16 protein-coding genes and 2 tRNA genes are annotated in these 15,877 nt (G+C 60.1%); 6 read left to right on the top strand and 12 right to left on the bottom strand.

Annotated elements, in window-relative coordinates; translation table 11 throughout:
• The first annotated feature begins 44 nt into the window (after positions 1-44).
• A complete protein-coding gene (locus tag LNV08_RS03480; RefSeq protein ID WP_263532241.1) occupies positions 45-1,085 on the top strand; it encodes a quinone-dependent dihydroorotate dehydrogenase in 1,041 nt (346 codons plus the stop codon).
• Positions 1,086-1,107: 22 nt separating this feature from the next.
• A complete protein-coding gene (locus LNV08_RS03475) occupies positions 1,108-1,569 on the top strand; it encodes a CYTH domain-containing protein (RefSeq protein WP_263532240.1) in 462 nt (153 codons plus the stop codon).
• 118 nt (positions 1,570-1,687) lie between these two features.
• On the opposite strand, the gene LNV08_RS03470 is transcribed toward LNV08_RS03475, so the two are convergent.
• The 7 genes from LNV08_RS03470 to uvrC form a co-directional block, all read right to left on the bottom strand.
• Positions 1,688-1,763, bottom strand: a tRNA-His gene (locus tag LNV08_RS03470).
• Positions 1,764-1,905: 142 nt separating this feature from the next.
• On the bottom strand, positions 1,906-3,816 hold the full coding sequence (locus tag LNV08_RS03465) for a SurA N-terminal domain-containing protein (protein ID WP_263532239.1): 1,911 nt from the start codon (positions 3,814-3,816) through the stop codon (positions 1,906-1,908).
• 126 nt (positions 3,817-3,942) lie between these two features.
• Positions 3,943-4,018 (bottom strand) — tRNA-Val (locus LNV08_RS03460).
• A 30-nt stretch (positions 4,019-4,048) separates the two neighbouring features.
• The gene (locus LNV08_RS03455; protein WP_263532307.1) at positions 4,049-4,336 is read right to left on the bottom strand and encodes an HU family DNA-binding protein; all 288 of its coding nucleotides are present in this window, start codon (positions 4,334-4,336) and stop codon (positions 4,049-4,051) included.
• 248 nt (positions 4,337-4,584) lie between these two features.
• Positions 4,585-5,151 carry a CDP-diacylglycerol--glycerol-3-phosphate 3-phosphatidyltransferase gene (pgsA, locus tag LNV08_RS03450; RefSeq protein ID WP_263532238.1) on the bottom strand — a complete coding sequence of 189 codons (567 nt, stop codon included), beginning with the start codon at positions 5,149-5,151 and terminating at the stop codon, positions 4,585-4,587.
• A gap of 87 nt (positions 5,152-5,238) precedes the next feature.
• A complete protein-coding gene (locus LNV08_RS03445) occupies positions 5,239-5,859 on the bottom strand; it encodes a hypothetical protein (protein WP_263532237.1) in 621 nt (206 codons plus the stop codon).
• The gene (uvrC, locus tag LNV08_RS03440; RefSeq protein WP_263532236.1) at positions 5,846-7,906 is read right to left on the bottom strand and encodes an excinuclease ABC subunit UvrC; all 2,061 of its coding nucleotides are present in this window, start codon (positions 7,904-7,906) and stop codon (positions 5,846-5,848) included. Before uvrC ends, LNV08_RS03445 begins: the two co-directional genes overlap by 14 nt.
• 34 nt (positions 7,907-7,940) lie before the next feature.
• On the opposite strand from uvrC, the gene earP reads away from it, so the two are divergent.
• Both earP and efp read left to right on the top strand, forming a co-directional pair.
• Positions 7,941-9,011 (top strand): elongation factor P maturation arginine rhamnosyltransferase EarP, encoded by a 1,071-nt coding sequence (gene earP, locus LNV08_RS03435; RefSeq protein ID WP_263532235.1) that lies wholly within the window; start codon positions 7,941-7,943, stop codon positions 9,009-9,011.
• A gap of 241 nt (positions 9,012-9,252) precedes the next feature.
• The gene (efp, locus tag LNV08_RS03430; RefSeq protein WP_263532234.1) at positions 9,253-9,807 is read left to right on the top strand and encodes an elongation factor P; all 555 of its coding nucleotides are present in this window, start codon (positions 9,253-9,255) and stop codon (positions 9,805-9,807) included.
• Between the two features lie 80 nt (positions 9,808-9,887).
• Here efp and ilvB read toward each other — a convergent pair whose 3' ends face one another.
• On the bottom strand, positions 9,888-11,696 hold the full coding sequence (gene ilvB, locus LNV08_RS03425; RefSeq protein ID WP_263532233.1) for a biosynthetic-type acetolactate synthase large subunit: 1,809 nt from the start codon (positions 11,694-11,696) through the stop codon (positions 9,888-9,890).
• 99 nt (positions 11,697-11,795) lie between these two features.
• Here ilvB and LNV08_RS03420 point away from each other — a divergent pair, with 99 nt between their 5' ends.
• Positions 11,796-12,257, top strand: coding sequence for an Lrp/AsnC family transcriptional regulator (locus LNV08_RS03420; protein WP_263532232.1), 462 nt, complete (start codon positions 11,796-11,798; stop codon positions 12,255-12,257).
• Positions 12,258-12,295: 38 nt separating this feature from the next.
• On the opposite strand, the gene LNV08_RS03415 is transcribed toward LNV08_RS03420, so the two are convergent.
• From LNV08_RS03415 to yedA, 4 genes are read right to left on the bottom strand one after another with little or no spacing between them, the layout of a single operon-like run.
• Positions 12,296-12,598 (bottom strand): hypothetical protein, encoded by a 303-nt coding sequence (locus LNV08_RS03415; RefSeq protein ID WP_263532231.1) that lies wholly within the window; start codon positions 12,596-12,598, stop codon positions 12,296-12,298.
• Between the two features lie 29 nt (positions 12,599-12,627).
• Complete coding sequence (locus LNV08_RS03410; RefSeq protein ID WP_263532230.1) at positions 12,628-13,497, bottom strand: 2OG-Fe(II) oxygenase; 870 nt, start codon at positions 13,495-13,497, stop codon at positions 12,628-12,630.
• Positions 13,494-14,288, bottom strand: a complete 795-nt coding sequence (gene yaaA / locus LNV08_RS03405; protein ID WP_263532229.1) for a peroxide stress protein YaaA — start codon at positions 14,286-14,288, stop codon at positions 13,494-13,496. Before yaaA ends, LNV08_RS03410 begins: the two co-directional genes overlap by 4 nt.
• A 32-nt stretch (positions 14,289-14,320) precedes the next feature.
• On the bottom strand, positions 14,321-15,214 hold the full coding sequence (yedA, locus tag LNV08_RS03400; RefSeq protein ID WP_263532228.1) for a drug/metabolite exporter YedA: 894 nt from the start codon (positions 15,212-15,214) through the stop codon (positions 14,321-14,323).
• Between the two features lie 108 nt (positions 15,215-15,322).
• Between yedA and LNV08_RS03395 the strand changes: the two genes are divergently transcribed.
• Positions 15,323-15,847, top strand: coding sequence for an Lrp/AsnC family transcriptional regulator (locus tag LNV08_RS03395; protein WP_263532227.1), 525 nt, complete (start codon positions 15,323-15,325; stop codon positions 15,845-15,847).
• The last annotated feature ends 30 nt before the right edge of the window (positions 15,848-15,877 follow it).

Genomic DNA, 15,877 nt, shown 5'->3' with positions numbered 1-15,877 from the left:
TCAAAAAGGGGAGCCCGTCAACACGGAATGCGACAATTCCACCCATGCCTCTGATCCCCTACGCCCTCACCCGCCCCTTCCTGTTCGGCCTCGACCCTGAGCACGCGCATGAACTCACCCTCGGCGCCATCGCCAAGATGCAAAACACGCCAGCGCAATGCCTGTGGTCCCAAAACCGCGTGCAAGACCCGCTGATGCTGGCCGGCCTGAAGTTCCCCAATCGCATAGGCCTCGCCGCCGGTTTGGACAAAAACGGCCGCTGCATCGACGGGCTCGGCGCCATGGGTTTCGGCTTCATTGAAGTCGGCACCGTCACGCCCAAAGGCCAGCCCGGTAACGACAAACCACGTATGTTTCGCCTGCCGCAGGCCGATGCCCTGATCAACCGCTTGGGCTTCAACAACGAAGGCCTGGCCAGCTTTTTAAGCAATGTGCAGCGTGCTCACAGCTTTCGCGCCGCTGGCGGCTTGATTGGCCTGAACATCGGCAAAAACGCGGCGACCCCGATCGAGAACGCGGCCGATGACTATTTGATCGGATTGGAAGGCGTGTTCCCTCATGCCGACTACATCACCGTCAACATTTCCAGTCCTAACACCAAGAACCTGCGGGCCTTACAAAGCGACGAGGCGCTGGATGCCTTGCTGTCCACGCTGCAAGAAAAAAAGCTGAAGTTGGAGGCGGCGGGCAAGCGCAAGGTACCCATGTTCGTCAAGATCGCACCCGACCTGGACGAAGCACAAGTTGCGGTGATTGCCCAAACCCTGCAAAACAACGGCATCGACGGTGTCATCGCCACCAACACCACCATCTCCCGCGACGCGGTCAAGGGCTTGGCCCATGCCGATGAGGCCGGTGGTTTGTCCGGCAGGCCCGTGTTCGAGGCCAGCAACCGAGTGATTCGACTCTTGCGCTCAGCGCTGGGGAGCAACTATCCCATCATTGGTGTTGGCGGCGTATTGAGCGGCGCCGATGCACGCGCAAAGATTCAAGCCGGCGCCGACGTGGTGCAACTCTATACAGGCTTGATTTACAAGGGACCTGCCCTGGTCAGCGAATGCGCGGCTGCGCTGGCGCGCGTCTGAGTAGCAGCTGGAGTCTGCAGTCATGGGCATCGAAATCGAGCGCAAATTTCTTGTCATTGGTGAAGCCTGGAAACTGCACGACGCCGGCGAGTACATCAGCCAGGGCTATCTGAACCGCGACCCAGCCCGCACGGTTCGGGTTCGGATCAAGGGCGAACAAGCCTGGCTCACCGTCAAGGGCCAGAGTATTGGCGCAAGCCGTGCTGAATTTGAGTACGCGGTGCCCTTGCGCGATGCCGAACAAATGCTGGCCTTGTGCGACGGCCCTCGCGTCGAGAAGATTCGTCGCCACGTCCCCTTTGCGGGCATGAACTGGGAGTTGGATGAATTCCTGGGTGACAACGCTGGTTTGGTCGTGGCCGAGATTGAACTGAGCTCGCCCGACCAACAGTTTGATCTGCCGCCCTGGTTGGGCCAAGAAGTCACCGAAGAAACGCGTTACTTCAACTCGCAGTTGGCCACGCACCCGTTTTCGAGCTGGTGATCTCAGCGGCCGCTCCTGACGGGGCTGCTTCGACTCAAGCAAAAGAACGCAGCAGAAAAACAAAAAGCCACCGCTAGGGTGGCTTTTCTTCTAAGTGATTGACTCACCTAGATAATTTTGGGGTGGCTGATGGGGCTCGAACCCACGACAACAGGAATCACAATCCTGGACTCTACCAACTGAGCTACAACCACCGCAGAGCTTAAGATTATAGAACGATTCTCGGCTTGAATGCAAGCGTTCTACTGAAATTTTCTTTATTCGGAGATTTGCACTGAAACTCTACAAAGATCGGGCCGGCTAGCGAGGCAAATACGCCCGCCCTTTCCCCTAAGTTCAGCGTGTCGCCCCTGAAGCTGCCGCTGCGGGCGCCTTCACATTGACCTTGAAGCGCGTCTTCATCGCGTCAAAAAAGGCTTCGGACTCGGCGGCATTCCATGCCTGTGCATATTGCTGCGCCGCACGCTTGGCATCCACCACGGCCGGGTCACGCGGCAAGACCTTGCTCAGGCTGGCCACAACAAACACGCCCTCGCCCGCATCAACGCCAAGCACTGCGGGCAGCTTACTCGCATCGACGGACAGAATGCCGTCCAAGACTTTGCGCGGCAAATCGCGCGGCAAAGCCCGAGAAACAATCACGGGAGCGCTCAGCCCGGCCAAGTCGCCATCCTTCTTCAGCGCTGCCAGTCGGGCTTCCCCGGCCTTGACCGCTTCAGCGATCGCGAGCTTGCGCACCAGCTGCGCACGCACCTGCACCTTGACGTCGGCAAGCGGCTGCAGATGCGAAGGGTTGTGCTGAACAACGCGGGCCGCAGCCAGCTGATTCGAGCCCGTTTCCACCGCTTCGGTGTTGCGCTTGTTGCGCAAGGCTTCATTGCCGAACACCGCGTCCAGCAATTTGGCCGAAGCCAATGGGCCGGTCGCGCCGGGCGCCGGGTTGCGCTGCACGGTCGCGGTCGAAAGGGTCAGCTTGAATTTGTCGGCGGCCGGCTGCAGGCTGTCTGACTGCTCATAAACCATATTGCTGAACTGTTCGGCCGCTTCGGAGAAACGTTTTTGTGCCAGTTGCTTGCGCACATCGGCCTCAATATCGCCGCGCACGGACTCAAAGCTCTTTTTATCGCCACCGCGAACACCGGTCAACTGAATGACGTGGAAGCCGAAATCGGATTCGACGATATTGCTGATTTCACCTTTCTTCAAGGCATAAGCGGCATCTTCGAAAGGTTTGACCATGGCGCCGCGCCCGAAGAAGTCCAAGTCTCCACCATTGGGCGCGGAGCCCTCATCCTGCGAGTTCTTCTTGGCTACTTCGGCAAACGAGGCTGGCGTCTTGCGCACTTGCGCCAGCAGTTCCTCGGCCTGTGCCTTGGCCTTGGCGCGATCGGCGGCGGAGGCGCCCTTCTCAGACTTGATCAAGATATGGCTGGCGCGGCGCTCTTCGGCGACCGAAAAGCGCACGGCGTTTTCCTCAAAATACTTGCGCAAGTCTTCTTCGTTGACGCTGACGCCGGCCTTCAAAACCTCCAGGTCCAAGACCAGATATTGGATCTGCGCGCTCTCCGCCATTTGGAACTGCGCGGCATTGGCCGGGTCCTTGTAGAAGGCTTCAATTTGCGCATCTGTGGGCTCGATGCGGGCAGCAAAGTCCTTGGCATCAAAGCGCTGCAGCTGCACTTCACGCTGCTGCAGCAAGGCGTCAAAGGCAACCGTGGCGTTGGCCTCGGCCGACACCGTCATGCCAGCCACGCCGGCCGAAACTTGACGCAGGGTCAGGTCTTGCCGCAAGCGCTCCACAAACATTTGCGAGCTCATGCCTTGGGCTGCAATCACGCTCTTGTTGATCGAGCCATCAGCATTGCGCAAAAAGGCGAACTGCGGGTCATTCAAGAACATCGACTGCAAACGCTCGTCGGACACCACCAAGTGTTGCTTCTCTGCGGCGGCCTGCATCACACGCTCACGCACCAGACCGTCCAGCGATTCGCGCCGCACTTCGGGCGAGTCCAGCAACTTGGCATCCAGGTTGGGCATTTGACGGCGCATGCGCTCCACCTGCTCACGGTGAGCGGCGTCGGCCTCGGCCTGCGTGATCTTGCGGCCGTTGACGGTCGCCACGCCCGTATTGGAGCCATCCATGAAACTGGTATAGCCCTGCATGCCCACCAGAACAAAGGACGGCAAGATCAGAATCAGCAAGATGAACTGAAACAAGCGCGTGTGCTTACGGACAAATTCAAACATCAGTCAAAACCTCAAACATGCATGCATACGGGCAGACACGACAAAGGCGAACCGGGGTTCGCCTTTGCGGGGGATGGCAATTCAGCCACAGCCCTCGCCCAGAACTGTTCTGGGTCAGGGCAATTTTGGTGGGTGCTGACGGGCTCGAACCGCCGACCTGCGCCGTGTAAAGGCGATGCTCTACCAACTGAGCTAAGCACCCGGAAAACCGGAAAAATCGAAATCTAGACCTTCAGTTGACAGCGTCTTTGAGCGCCTTACCAGGGCGGAACTTTGGCACCTTGGCCGACTTGATCTTGATCGCGTCGCCGGTGCGAGGGTTGCGGCCTGCCCGGGCTGCTCGCTTGGTCACGCTGAAGGTCCCGAAGCCTACCAGAGAAACCGAACCATTCTTCTTGAGCGTGGTCTTGACGCCACCGATCAGCGCTTCCAAAGCGCGGCCAGCCGCAGCTTTAGAAATATCAGCCTGTGTGGCGATGTGCTCAATCAGTTCGGACTTATTCACTTCATTACCTCTCAAAAATCTTGAGCACGCTTGCAAAACCAATAAAACGCTGTAGCAAAACAGACCCCAGCTCTGACCAACTTAACTTGACTTCGCTGCAGCGCTCAAGCCGCCGAACCCTTGGTCAAAATTTGCGGGGAAGCGCATTCTATGCGCATTTTTGCTTCGCCTCAGACAAGTGAAAGCCCTGATACAAAAGGCGCAGACAAACAGCGCGACTCACGCCTGCAGCGCGGGCTTATCCAAAGGGCTTATCAAAGGGCTTATTTCGCCTTGGCTCGGATCTCCGGCAAGGCCTTCCTGAGGTAGTAAACCATCGACCAAATGGTCAGCACCACGGCCACATACATCATCCCCGTGCCCCATGGCCGGGTGTGCAAGAGACCGAACAGCGAGCCGTCAAAAAGCAGGAAGGGGATCGCGATCATTTGCACGGTGGTTTTCAACTTCCCCACCATATGAACAGCCACGCTGCCCGAGGCGCCAATCTGCGCCATCCACTCACGCAGAGCAGAAATCGCCAACTCGCGGCCAATGATGACCAGCGCGACCAACGCATTGACACGACCAAGTTCCAGCAAGACCAGCAAGGCCGCACAAACCAGGATTTTGTCCGCAACGGGGTCTAAAAAAGCCCCGAAGGCCGAGGTCTGATTGAGCTTGCGCGCCAGGTAACCATCCAGCCAATCGGTCAGTGCCATCAGCACAAACAAAACCGTGGCGAACAGATTTTGGGTGGCCGGCGCGAGGTCCAGGTAGAACACCCCGACGATCAAGGGGATGGCTACGATGCGAGCCCAGGTGAAGAGTGTTGGCAGTGTCAGGAACATGCGGCGATTGTGCACGGCAAAGTGCGGGCGCCAGCGCCCGCCCAAGAACAATGTGGCGTGAATGTCGCAAGCAGCGCGGGCAGGCGCTCAGTCCAGCGTGCGCGGTTTGAAGCGCCGCTCGTCATTGAACAAAAAAGTCTCGGTGAATTTCCACGGCGAAGGCAGGCGCGACAGGTCGCCATAGGGCGCAGCGCGGTGCAGCGCGTCTATTGCCAGCTGTATGGTGCCCGGCTCTGCATGCGGCTTGCGAAGCACCACGATGCGCTTGATCGAGCCGTCCCGGTTCAAAGTCACCTCAAGGACCGGAATCGCCAGCAAAATGTCTGGCACTTTGCCGGTGTAGCTTTGCTGCGGATTGGCCTCCACCAAGCGATGAGCCGCTTGCAGACGCAACTCATCATGACTGCGCGGCGGCTTCGGGGGCGCCAATGACCCCCCTGATTTTTGCGCCGTCGTCGGGCCTTGCGAACCTGAACCAGCGGGCGTTGAACTTTGCTGGGCATCCGTGCTTGCTGGCGTGTTGGCACTGGTTACCGTAGTCACCGAAGCCGGCGCGCGCGGACTGTCCGAGCAACCCGCCATCAGCACGATCAAGCCGAAACCGGCGCTCGCCATCAGCGGGCGCACCAAGGACCGGCCCTGCCCACCCGAGGCTCCCCTAGCGTCTGTTGAAGCGGAGTTGAACTTGGGTTTATCAATGCAAGACACGATAGATCTCCTCTGCCAATTCTTTCGAAATACCTTTGACGGTGGCAATTTCATCCACGCTCGCCTCGGTCACGCCTCGCACGCCCCCGAATCGCTGCAGCAACTGCGCGCGCTTTTTCGGGCCTATGCCGTCGATGTCTTCCAGCCGCGAGCCGCCGGTACGCACCGCCGCGCGCTTGGCCCGCATGCCGGTGATGGCAAACCGGTGCGCCTCGTCGCGAATCTGCGCCACCAACATCAGCGCCGCCGAATCTCGCCCCAGATAGACCTTGGTTCGACCATCGGCAAACACCAACTCCTCCAGCCCCACTTTGCGGCCTTCGCCCTTCTCCACGCCGACGATCAGACTCAGATCCAGGCCCAGTTCTTCGAAAACCTCGCGGGCCATAGCCACCTGACCGCGCCCACCGTCCACCAGCACAAGGTCGGGCAACCGCGCGTTGCCCATCTGCGCGGCCTCGGCCATTTTGCTGTAGCGCCGAGTTAAGACCTGACGCATCGCGGCATAGTCATCGCCGCCGGTGATGCCGTCGATGTTGTAGCGCCGGTATTGGGCGCTTTGCATTTGATGTGCTTCGAACACCACGCAAGACGCCACTGTCGCCTCACCTGCCGTGTGGCTGATATCGAAACACTCGATGCGAAAGCTCTCCAAGTCCTGCGCAGGCAGATCCAAAGCGTCCACCAGCGCCCGCGTGCGCGCTTGCTGCGAGCCTTCTTCGGACAGCAAACGCGCGAGTGCCAGCTCCGCGCCCTTGACGCACATTTCCTGCCAGATCCGCCGCTGCGCCCTGGGCTGCGCCTGCGTCGTCACCTTGTAACCAGCCTGCTCGCTCAAGATGATGCCAAGCGACTCATCGACCGCCTCGCTCACGATGATCAAAGATGGCACATGGGCGTCCAGATAGTGCTGGGCCATAAAAGCCTCCAGCACCAAGCGCTCGGCCGACACGCTCTCGGCCTGCTCCTCCTCGGACAGCAAGACGGCGGTCGCCTCTTCAACATGCTTGGGGAAGAAGGCCCGGTCGCCCAGATGGCGGCCACCGCGCACCATGGCCAAGTTCACGCAGGCCCGGCCGCCGTGGACCTTGGCTGCCAAGATATCGACATCGCGGTCGCGCCCGGTGGCGCTGTTCTCGTCGACCGACTGCTGTTGCAACACCCGCGCCAAGGCCGAAATCTGATTGCGCACTTCGGCCGCCGACTCAAACTGCAGCCGCTCGGCAAAAGCCATCATCTGCGCCTGCAAGCCGTCCATCACTTCTTCGGTTTCTCCAAGCAAAAACCGCTCTGCATTGCTGACGTTGCGGGCGTAATCCCCGTCATGGCCCTGAGCCGTCAAATCGGGCACACAAGGTCCCGAACAGCGGCGAATTTGATACAGCAAGCAGGGGCGACTGCGGTTATTGAAAACAGTGTCTTCACAGGTGCGCAGCTTGAAGACCTTTTGAATCAGCTGAATCGACTCCTTGACCGCCCAGGCACTCGGGAAGGGGCCGAAGTAGCGGTGACGCCGATCCACCGCGCCGCGGTAATAGCTCAGGCGAGGGAACTCATGCGCGCTGAGCTTCAGATAGGGGTAGCTTTTGTCATCACGAAACAAGATATTGAACTTGGGGTTCAAGGTCTTGATCAGATTGTTTTCCAACAACAGGGCTTCTGACTCGGTACGCACCACCGTTGTTTCCAGCCGGGCGATGCGGGCCACCATCATGCCGATGCGGGTGCCGCCATGGTCTTTCTGAAAATAGCTGGAGACACGCTTTTTCAGGTGCTTAGCCTTGCCGACATAGAGCACTTGTCCCTGCACGTCGAAATAGCGATAAACGCCCGGCAGACCCGGCAATGCCGCCACCTCCAGCAGCAAGCGGGCGCGTCCATCGCTGGCGGCTTGCTCCGCCACCGTCACTTGTTGAGCTTCGGCAGCCTCGATCAGCTTGCGCTCGGCCGTCCACTGCGCCTGTTTTTGCGCCCCCAGTTCGGCGGCGCTCAGTTTTTCAGGGTCGGATGGACTCGGTTCAGGCTTGATGGGATCGGGCGCTTGCATGGGGCGCGATTGTGCCGCAGCCGATAATTCCGGCATGGGACAGCATTGGGACATTTTCTGCCGCGTCATCGACAACTACGGCGACATCGGCGTCAGCTGGCGGCTGACCCGCGACTTGGCCGCACGCGGGCAGTCGGTCAGGCTATGGCTGGACGATGCCAGCGCCTTGGCCTGGATGGTTCCTGGCGGCCTTCCACCCGGCATCAACGTGCTGCCTTGGGATCAAAGTTCGAGCGCACAAGAGGCCGGTGACGTGGTCATCGAGACCTTCGGCTGCGAGCTGCCCGAGGCCTTTGTTCGCCGCATGGCGCAGCGCGCCAAGCCGCCGCTGTGGATCAACCTCGAATACCTCAGCGCCGAGCCCTATGTCGAACGCAGCCATGGCCTGAGTTCGCCGCAATTCAGCGGGCCCGGCCGTGGCATGCACAAGCAGTTTTTTTACCCCGGTTTCAGCGCGCGTACCGGCGGCCTGCTGCGTGAGACGGGCCTGCTGGCCGAACAGGCCGACTTTGACGCGCAGGCTTGGTTGGCAAGCCAGGGCTTGGAGCGGCGGCCCAATGAGCGCATCGTCAGCCTGTTTGCCTATGCCAACGCCGCCCTGCCGCAGTTGTTGGCGGATCTGGCTGGCGAGCCCACCTTGCTTTTGGTCTGCCCCGGTGCCGCACAAACCCAGATGCTTGAATTGCAGGCGCAGCAAGCCTTGCCGAAAGCCGGCCTGCGCTGGCAGGCCCTGCCCTATCTGAGCCAAGACGGCTATGACCGCTTGCTCTGGGCCTCTGACTTGAACTTTGTGCGCGGCGAGGACTCTTTTGTGCGCGCCCAATGGGCCGGCAAGCCCTTCGTTTGGCAAATCTACTACCAGCACGACGGCGCGCATGCGGCCAAGCTGGAGGCGTTCATGGACCTGTATCTGAGGGGCAGCGACGCGCATCTCGCCCAGCAAACCCGCGCAATTTGGCGCGGCTGGAACGGTCTGCAAGCCTGGCAACCGGGCCTGTTGAGCCAAGTCGCCGACCGCACTCATGCCCTCACGTGGCGTGAAGATTTGACGTCTCAAACCGACTTGGTCAGCCAGCTCCTCGGATTGGCTCGCAAAACAGGCTAAAATCAGCGGCTTTGCTGCGTCGTTTGCGCCTCTTGAGGGGAACTGATGGCGCGAGCATGCATTGAGAGCATGCACCGAGAGCATGTCGACACAGGTTGATTTGGACAGACCCTCTGCATTGAATGTCTGCTCCGGTTGAAGCCCAGTCGGCCTTGAACCCTGGGTTTCGAGGCTGGCGCTGAAACCAGCATTTCAATCGCAAGGTTGCCTCAAAAACTTCTTCCCAAACATCGGAACACTCATGAAGATTGCACAAGAATTTCGCGCCGGTAACGTGATCATGCACGGCAAGGACCCCATGGTCGTGCTGAAGACCGAATACAGCCGCGGCGGCCGCAATGCAGCCACTGTGCGCATGAAGCTCAAAAGCCTGCTGAACAGCTCGGGCACCGAAGTGGTGTTCAAGGCCGACGACAAGCTCGACCAAGTGATGCTGGAAAAGAAGGACTGCACCTACACCTACTTCGCTGACCCGATGTATGTGTTCATGGACGAGGAATACAACCAGTTCGAGGTCGAGGCCGAGAACATGGGCGACGCGATCCAGTATCTGGAAGATTCGATGCCCGTCGAAGTGGTGTTCTATGACGGCAAGGCCATTTCGGTTGAAGTGCCGACCTCCGTTGTGCGCGAAGTGATCTGGACCGAGCCGGCCGTCAAGGGCGACACATCGGGCAAGGTCTTGAAGCCTGCCAAGCTGGCCACCGGTTTCGAAATTTCGGTGCCAATCTTCGTCGCCCAAGGCGACAAGATCGAAATCGACACGCGTACACACGAGTACCGCAAGCGCGTCTAAACTGTCTGGCGCTTAACTCAAGCGCTTGCAGTTTGCGCAAGGTATAAGAAAGGCACCCTCGGGTGCCTTTTTGCTTTGTCTCAAGCCTCGCTGGGCTGGTAGCCCCTGCCCTTGCCCAGCCACACCTCATGATGGCCGGCGCCGGCCGGGATCATGGGAAAGCAGTTTTCCTCGGCCACCACCACCACATCAAGGAAGAATGGCCCGTCCGCCGCCAAGCATTCAAGCAGAGCAGCGTCCAGATCCTCGCGCCGCTCGACCCTTAGCGTCTGCCAGCCGAAGGCCTTGGCCAGGGCCACAAAGTCCGGCAGCGCCTCGTTGTAGCTGTGGCTGTAACGCCCGCCGTGGATCAACTCCTGCCACTGCCGCACCATACCCATGCGGCCGTTATTGCACAGCACCAACTTGACCGGGGTACGGTGCTGGACGGCGGTCGACAGTTCCTGAATATTCATCAGCACCGAGGCATCGCCGCTGACGCAGACAACCAGTTTGTCCGGGTGCGCGATTTGCGCGCCGATCGCGGCCGGCAAGCCATAGCCCATGGTGCCGGCCCCGCCTGAGGTCAGCCAGCGCCCGGGTCGCTCAATCTTCAGGTATTGCGCGGCCCACATCTGATGCTGACCCACATCGGTGGAGACCACCGCGTCGCGCTGACCTATGGCTTGTTGCAAGCGCGTCATCAAGGCCTGCGGCAAGATCTGACCCTCGTTGGCATCGACGAAGCTCAGCGACCGCTCGGCACGCCAGCGCTCGATGCGCTGCCACCAATCGCTCAAATCCACCGCGCGACAGCCTCCTTCGGCCCACAGTCGCTCCAGCGCCAGCAGGCTGTCCGTGCAGTCACCCAGCAAGCCAAGCTCGGTTCGCACCACCTTGCCGATCGAGCGGGCATCGATATCCAGATGTATCACCCGCGCATGCGGGCAAAAGCTATCCAGCCGACCGGTCACGCGGTCATCAAAGCGCGCGCCGACACAGACGATCAGATCCGCCTCATGCATGGCCAAATTCGCCTCCAAAGTGCCGTGCATACCCAGCATGCCGAGGAACTGAGCGTCGGAGGCCGGCAAGGCGCCCAGACCCAGCAAGGTCAGCGTGCAAGGCGCCCCGGTCAGGTGGACCAGGCGTTTGAACGCAGCGCAGGCCAAGGCACCGGCATTGATCAAACCGCCACCGCCATAAAAAATCGGCCGCTTGGCCTCGCTCAGCAAGGCGATGGCTCGCTTCAAGGTTTCGGCATTGCACTCAGCCTTGAGTGCCACTGACTCAAGTTCACCTACTCCTGCGCAATAGGGTTCGGCTTCTCTTCGCGCTTCGCTCTTGGCCAACTGCAGGTCTTTGGGAAAATCCACCAACACCGGCCCCGGCCGCCCACCGGCCGCGCTGGCATGGGCTTTGGCAACGACCGCCGCCACCTCGGCGGCCGAGCGGATCTGCACATTCCATTTGGTCACCGGCTTGGAAATACCGAGCGCGTCACACTCCTGAAACGCATCGGTGCCGATTGCGCCGGTGGCCACTTGCCCGCTGATGCACAACACCGGCACCGAGTCACACAAGGCATCCAACAAGCCGGTGGTGGTGTTGCTCATGCCCGGCCCCGAAGTGACAAACACCACCCCGACGCGGCCGCTGCTGCGCGCATAACCTTCCGCCGCATGGACTGCCGCCTGCTCATGCCTCACTAAAACATGGCGCAGGCGCGGCTCGGCATGCAAAGCGTCATAGAGCGGCAGCACAGCCCCGCCTGGGTAGCCGAAGACGGTATCCACCCCCAGACTCAAGAGCGTCGCAATCAAGGTTTGCGCACCATTGAGCAGAGGAGCCGGCTGGGCCGCTGCATTGCAAGCTGCAGCGGAGAATGTTTTTTCAAGCAAGGTGTCCATATCAACACTTTGCCCAAACAGACTCAGCAAAGGCTGCTGTATTTTCAGGATACTTGGAGGAATTCAGGAAATCTTGCTGCAAATCTACAATACGGCAGCATGAACCTGGATAAATTCGATTTTTCGATTCTGGCTGCACTGCAGCAGGATGCGCGCATCAGCTTGGCCGAGCTCAGCCAAAAGGTCGGACTGACCAGTTCACCCTGCTGGAGTCGCATCAAGCGCATGGAAGAAGCCGGCGTGATCGAGGGCTACTCGGTGCGGGTCAACGCCGCCAAGATTGGCTTGGCCGACACGGTGATCGTGCAAGTCACCTTGGACAATCACTCCGACGAAGCCTTGTTCGAGTTTGGCCAGGCCTTGGAGCAAATACCGGAAGTACTGGAGGCTTTTTTGGTCTCGGGGGACTATGACTATTACGTCCGCATTGCTGTCGCCGACACACGCGACTACGAGCGCCTGCTGCGCGAGCGCCTGTACAAGATTCCCGGCATACGCCACAGCAAATCAAGCTTTGTGTTGCGGCAATTGAAGCAAAGCCAATTGCCGCTGAGGCGCTAAGGTCTCACATCGCTCTGACCCTGAGGCGCCAAAGACACTCAGTGAACTTTATGTCCGCTCTTGGCCTGGACCTTGCCCTTGGCCTTGACCTGAGCGCTCTTGGTCTTGCCTTTGCCGGTCTTCTTGGCATGCTTGCTGCCCTTGGCAGAGGACGTGCTCTTGGCGGCATGCTTGCCGCTCTTTGATTTCTTGGCCGATGCCGTGTGGCCGCCGGTCGAAGCCTTTGCTGCAGGCACCGCATAACGCTGCGCTTGCACCGCACCGGACTGGCTCGGCAGCGACTGCGCCAGGGCCATGCTGGAAACGAAACCGGCCAGCGCCAGAGCAATGATTTTCTTCATGGAATAACTTTCAATGATTGAGACAAAAACTAAACAAACACACCCGCACGCAACCATTTGGTTGCCACCCACTTTTCTCCCTCGCGCACCGGCGCCCCGCCATGCAGGCTTTGCGTTTGGGGGTGCGGTCTGTCATAACTGAAGAAGACCGCATTGCCTTTGACCGGCGAAACGTCCAGCTTGATGTCCGGGAAGATTGTCGCGCCGCCGGCCTGCGGCGTATTGAGATACATCACGAGCGTGCCGACGCGCTGCCCGCCGCGCTTCAAAATGGCCGCCGCGCCGTCCATCGTCGGATCGAAGTAGTCATAGTGCGGCAGATACTCCGCACCGGGGCGGTAACGCAGCACTTGCAGGCCTTCGCCATGGTCGATAGGCCAATTCAAGAGCTTGGCCAGGCGCGACTCGATGGTGCGAATCAGCTCACTCTCGCCGCGCTCGAAAAACATGCCGTCGCTGGTGCGCGCAGGGTTGATTTCGCTGCCGCCCGGCGTGGTCGCAACCGTCTCTGAGCGAGCCAAACGCGCGCTCGCCGCCGCGACCATGGCATCGCACTCCGCATCGGACAAGAGCCCGCCGAGCACCACGACACGCGGCTGAGTGATGCTCATCAAAACCTTGACCTCGTGCCCATCAATCCACAAGGTGGGCTGTCCGCCGCTGAGATCGAGCTCGGGCACTTTGCTTGCAATTTGTAGCTCCGCCGGCACTTGCACGTCGGAGTCGGCACGCGACTCATCCAGCGCCCGGGCGGCCAAGTCCTCTTGCCAGCCGCTGCTTTTCATGGCGTCCAGCAATTGCGCGCGCGTAAAACCCTGCGCCAATTGCTCTTGAATCCAAACCCGCAGTTCAGGGCTGATTGCTTGCTGTTGAATTGATTGATTGTGATGGGCGCTCATAAATTCGATGGCTCCAGCTTGCGTCTAAACACCAAACGTCCCGGCTCCGACAGAGCCGACTGGAAAGCATAACCCTCGGCCGCAAAATCCTGCAGGCCGGCGGGCGTATCAATCCGCTCGGTGATGGCGTAACGGGCCATCAGGCCACGCGCGCGTTTGGCAAAGAAGCTGATGATTTTGTACTGGCCGTTCTTCCAGTCTTCGAACACGCATTCAATCACGCGCGGCTGCAGGTCCGGCCGATTGGCGGCGCGAAAATACTCCTGTGAGGCCAGATTGACAATCACCGGCACCTGCGCGGCACGTGTGCGCACATTCAGATGTTGTGCCAGGCGCTCGCCCCAGAATTTATACAGATTGGCACCCGCCGGATTGGCCAAGCGGCTGCCCATCTCCAAACGGTAGGGTCGAATCAAATCCAGCGGCCGCAGCACGCCGTACAGGCCCGACAAAATCGCCACATGCTCTTGCGCCCATTGCAGCTGCGCGGTGCTCAAGCTATTGGCCGCCAAACCCTCATACACATCGCCGTTAAAGGCCAGCACCGCCGGCTTGCTGTTGACGTGGCTGAAGTTAGGCTTCCAGGCTGCAAAGCGCGCCACATTCAGCTCGGCCAAGGACTCGGACAGATCCATCATGTTGGCAATATCGGCCGGCGTCTTGGCGCGCAGCAGCTTGATCAACTCGCTGGACTGCGGCACAAACTGGGGTTGGCTGGCAAGTTCCAGCAGATCCGGCGGTGTTGGGGTTTCGTAGTCGAGCGACTTGGCGGGAGAGAGCAAATAGAGCATGGACCTGATTGTCGCCGCTCCTGAGCTTACTCTCAGCTCCGACGGCCTTTGAGCAGCAAGACCACGCCCATCAGCACCACGCCAGCCGCCGCCCACTCGAAGCTGCTGATGTGCTCGCCGGCAATCGCCACGCCCAGCAACATCGCAATCACCGGGTTGACGAAGGAATAGCTTGTCGCCAAACCTGCAGGTGCCTCGGCCAGCAAGACCATATAGGCGTTGAAGCCAATCAACGATCCAAACACCACCAGATAGACCCAAGCCAGCACGGACTCCTGCTGCAGCGGCCATTGCAGCGCCTCGCCGCGCAGCAAGCTGATCAAGATAAGTACCACCCCGCCGGCCAGCATCTCACTGGCAAAGCCCATCGCGCCCGGCGCCAAGGGGAACACACGCTGCGACAACACACTGCCCAAGGACCAGGTCAGGCAGGCGATGCTGATGGCCAGCAAACCGACCGGCGAGGCACTGAAGCCCTGCCCCTGCATCAGCATCAACACGCCAACCAGGCCGATGGCCATGCCCAGCATTTCCAGCCGTGTCGGGATCACCTTCCAAAACAGGTTCATCGCGGCCGTCATCAAGGGAATCACCGCGATAAAGGCGACCACCAGGCCCGAGCCCACAGTTTGCTCGGCCGTGGCGGTGAAGCCCATGCCGCCGCCCAGCATCAAAGCACCAATCACCAGCGCATTCAGCCATTGACGCGCGCTCGGCCAGGCCTTGCCGCGCCAGCGCATCCAGGCCGCCAGCAAGACACCCGCCGCCAGGAAGCGCGTGCCCATCTGGAAAAAAGGCGGAAAGCTGATCAGCGCGAATTTGATCGCCAGATAGGTCGACCCCCAGACCAACCAAGTGGCGGCCAGGCAAACCAAGATACGGGGGCTCAAGCCCACTTGAGTGGGGGCAACAGTGGTGCTATTCATGGCCGCAATCGTAAAGAAAGGCCGCCATTTATTGAATGCAACTTCAAAGGCAATCAGCAGTATTCAAACTAACATTGAAGGAATTTCCGCAGCATCGCCTTCAAAAACATGGACAACTCCGATTTCGACAGCCACGACCACCGAATCTTGGCCGAACTCCAGGCCGATGCCCGCCTAAGCATGGCCGAGCTGGGCCGGCGCGTCCACCTGAGCCAACCGGCCGTGACCGAGCGGGTACGCAAGCTGGAAGACCTGGGCGTCATCAGCGGCTACCAAGCGATCGTCAATAGCGCCAAGCTTGGCTATGCGATGCGCGCCGTGATCCGGGTCGGCCGCTGCGATGAGTCGCGCGTATTGCGTGCGCTGGAGGCCAGCCCCGAGGTCTTGACGGCCTATAACGTGACCGGCGAAGACAGCTGGATCTTGGAGATCGCGGTGCGCGACGTGGCGCATTTGGACCAGGTGCTGCAGCGCTATTGCCAGCTGGCCCAAACCTCCACCGCCATCATCCTTAAGGTCTTGCGTGAACATGCGCCGCTGCGCCCGGCGCCGCCGCTCGAGAACGATCCCGGCGAAGCGCCTTCGCCAAACCCGAGCAAGCAAAAAAAGACCCGCCGAAGCGGGTCAGTTTGAGTTGGGCCGGCTGAGTCAGCCCGGACGCAT

The sequence above is a fragment of the Paucibacter sp. TC2R-5 genome (genome assembly GCF_025717605.1).
GTDB lineage: Bacteria > Pseudomonadota > Gammaproteobacteria > Burkholderiales > Burkholderiaceae_C > Paucibacter_A > Paucibacter_A albus.
The sequence above is the reverse complement of the archived record's forward strand: the minus strand, read 5'-3'. Positions and strand labels throughout refer to the sequence as shown.